Genomic DNA, 3,172 nt, shown 5'->3' on the forward strand with positions numbered 1-3,172 from the left:
GGTGCTTCGTGCCCTCCGCCGGCCCCCGTGTCGGCGGAGGGGCATTTGAACCGAGCGTTTGTCCTCGCTCTCCCCATTCGGACATCGCAGCAATGCCTCGAAAAACCTGGGTCCTGAGCGATGAGCCACTAAAATCCACGAAGAACCCCCTGAGGGAGAGAATCTCAATCGGTTGCCAAATCCTGCGGTACGAGAATCGACGTCCCACGACCCGGGCCGCATCGATGGCAAACACGTGCCCAGCACCGCGGTCAGTTCTTAAAGAACTCGTGCTTTGGATCGCCGGCGCTGATCAGATAGGCAACCAGATCCAGGATCTCGTCTTGGGTCATTCGGTTGAACAGCCCTTCCGGCATCGCCGACGTCTTGGAAACCATCATTTCTTCGATCGTCTTGCGGTCGATGTTGACGCGGTCATTGGGATCGGTCAGATCGGTATTGAGTGTCATCGAATCGCCGTTCAGATTGACCACCACACCGACGTGAATCCGACCGTCGTCGGTCAGAACTTTGACCGCCGAGAACTGGTCATTGATCACCTTGCTGGGATGGATCACCTGGTCTAACAAGTCGTGCGGCGAGTAGCGGCGTCCGGCCGAGGTCAGGTCGGGGCCGGTCATGCCGCCTTGATCGCCGAAGCGGTGGCAGGCATAACACCCGGTTGCGGCGAACATTTTTCGACCATTTTCAAAGTCACGCTGCATCAATCCGGTGCGGGCGGCCGCCGACAACTCTTCCAGCGTCCACTTTTTCTCGGGGCGTCCCTCAAAGATTTGGCCCAGGTTTTCCAACGCGGACTTTTTGACCGGCTTTCTCGCCAACAGTTCCGCCATCTCGGCTGTTTGCGTTTCACTCAGCGAGGCGACCGCATCGTCGCGAATGAATTGAATGAACTGATCGAAACTGGCACCGCCTTTGTAATTGGCCGCCTTCAAGAACCACTCGAAGTACGCCGTGTGCAACTCGGGCGTCCAGCCGGCTTTGAGCATGCGAATCGAACGCGCGTATTGCATCTGTTCTTCTTGCGTGGGCGCATCTTGGATCAACGCGATCGCCTTCTGGGCGACGGTCGGCGATTGCAGCCAGGCAAGCGTTTCGCACAATAGCCAGTTCAATTCCGGAGTTGACGCCGGTAACAGCGGGTCAAACTTGGCGATCAAGCGATCGATCAGGGCGTCATCGGGACGGCCGAATCGATTCAAAATGATTTGCGTTGTCCGGTGAAGCGTCAGTTGCTGCGTTTCGGTCAGGCCGGCCACGTCGATCGAGAGGACTGCGTCGAGCAGTTTTTCTCGCATGTCCGTGTCCACCGCGGGAGTGGAGTCGTTGCGATGTTGCGGGCAGACGCCGGTGACGCGAGCCAGGGCAAGCAAGGCTTCGACTTGTTTCGCCGGGTCCGATTCGTTCAACGCCTTGGCGGCCCATTGATCGGTCGGTTGGTGCTCGACGGCGGTTCGGGCGGCGAATCGAATGAAGCGATCTTGATCGGCAAGGTACGGCCAAGCGACGGAGACCGCCTGGGGGGCTTGTTGACCGTGGAAGGCTTCCAGCATGTGTCGCGTCTGGCGAGCTTTGCTTTTCGTCGCCTTTGCTTGGACGGGCTCGGTCGACTGATCGCCGACATAGGTCACGCGGTACAGGCCCGATTGCACGCGTCGCCCGCCGATCGTGAAATACATCGCACCGTCTTGGGGACGGATGATGGCATCGGTGATCGGCAGCGGTGCGCCGGTCACGAACTCTTCTTTGGTCGCGGTGTAGGACGAGCCGCTTGGTTCCAAGTGGATCGCGTAGAGCTTTCCCCAACTCCAGTCGAGTGCGTAGAGTGCGTCTTGGTACTTGGCGGGGAACTTGGCCCCGTAGCCGAACGTCATGCCGGTCGGAGACCCGGGGCCGATATCAAGCACGCCGGGCAGGTTGTCGGTGTAGAACGGCATGCGTTTTCCGGCACCGTTTCGCCAACCAAACTCGGCGCCACTGGTCACCAGACAAATACGCGTCGGGCGATACCACGGGGTGTTGAAGTCGTATTCCATGTCGGCGTCATACGTGAACAGCTCGCCGTCACGATTGACTGCGGCGTCAAACACGTTGCGAAATCCGGACGCGTAGGCTTCGAAGGTTTGTCCGTCGGGCGTGACACGATAGATGATGCCGCCGGGGGCGAGCACGCCGCGGTTGTGTCCGCGTCCGTCCGGCATGCTGGGCAACAGATGGTCTTCGCCCCAGACCTGACGTACCGGTGAGCTGTCTGCCAGCGGCGGCGGCGTCGTGTTGTTGCCGGTGACCAGATACAGTGCTTTTCCGTCGGGGGTCGGCATCACGGCGTGAACGCCGTGATCGCCTCTGGATTTGACTTCGTGAAGCAGTTCGACCTTGTCCAAGGAATCATCGCCGTCACTATCACTGACCCGGTACAAACCGGAGGGGATTTTTTGTTCGTAGTCGTTGACGCCGACGTACAGGGCTCCGAAGGCCCAGACCATTCCGTTGACCGCTCGGATGTCGGCGGGAACTCGTTCGACGTCCGCCGTCTGGAGGGTTTCGCCAGCCGGCGGCGGCGTGATGCGATACAGGCCGCCGAATTGATCGCTGACCAGAATTCGACCTTTGTCGTCGGTGCAGAGATTCACCCACGAGCCCTGCTCTTCGCCGGGAACCGAATACAGCAACTCCACTTCAAACCCTTCGGCCGCCTTGATCCGATCGATCGGAGTCGCGGTGTTGCCGCCGATGGCCGGACCGACGCTGGTCGGCCGCGTTCGTTTTGCCGGTGTTTTACGTGCCTTGGCTTTCGCCGCGCCGTTTTGGGCAGCGGCATCGGGGACGAGCAAGGCAACGCAGAGTGCCGACAGGCAGATCACGGCGACATGCCGGCCGGTCGTCAGCGCGGCGGTGGAGGGGATCAATCGGAGGGAAGCTAGGTTCATTGCAGTTCTGGTTTCGCGGAGATAATGGCGTGCGAGTGGGGTGGGGCGACGCTCTCTACCGAGTGGGAGCACTTGCGTCAGAGCGTTTTCCGCTCGGGGTCCCTTATGTTACACCGTCCGCCCGTGGATGACAGTCTGGAAGCCTTTCCCACTTGATTTCCCCTCGGAGCGGAAAAGGGGGCGCAGGCCGTTGTGGCACGGGCATAAGCGTTGGTGTGCAGGCTTTAGCCCGGATATTGCAT

At 60.2% G+C, this 3,172-nt stretch carries 1 protein-coding gene; it reads right to left on the reverse strand.

All coding sequences use genetic code 11. From position 1 onward, the window contains the following. Positions 1–251 precede the first annotated feature (251 nt). Positions 252–2,930 carry a c-type cytochrome gene (locus NZK35_RS33870; RefSeq protein ID WP_259636956.1) on the reverse strand — a complete coding sequence of 893 codons (2,679 nt, stop codon included), beginning with the start codon at positions 2,928–2,930 and terminating at the stop codon, positions 252–254. Positions 2,931–3,172 lie beyond the last annotated feature (242 nt).

Origin of the sequence: Stieleria sedimenti, from assembly GCF_025060895.1 — a bacterium.
GTDB classification, from domain to species: domain Bacteria; phylum Planctomycetota; class Planctomycetia; order Pirellulales; family Pirellulaceae; genus Stieleria; species Stieleria sedimenti.

What these genes read in the sequence shown, in the direction of transcription:
- NZK35_RS33870 (WP_259636956.1), bottom strand. Translation starts at nt 2,930, where the DNA reads ATGAACCTAGCTTCCCTCCGATTGATCCCCTCCACCGCCGCGCTGACG.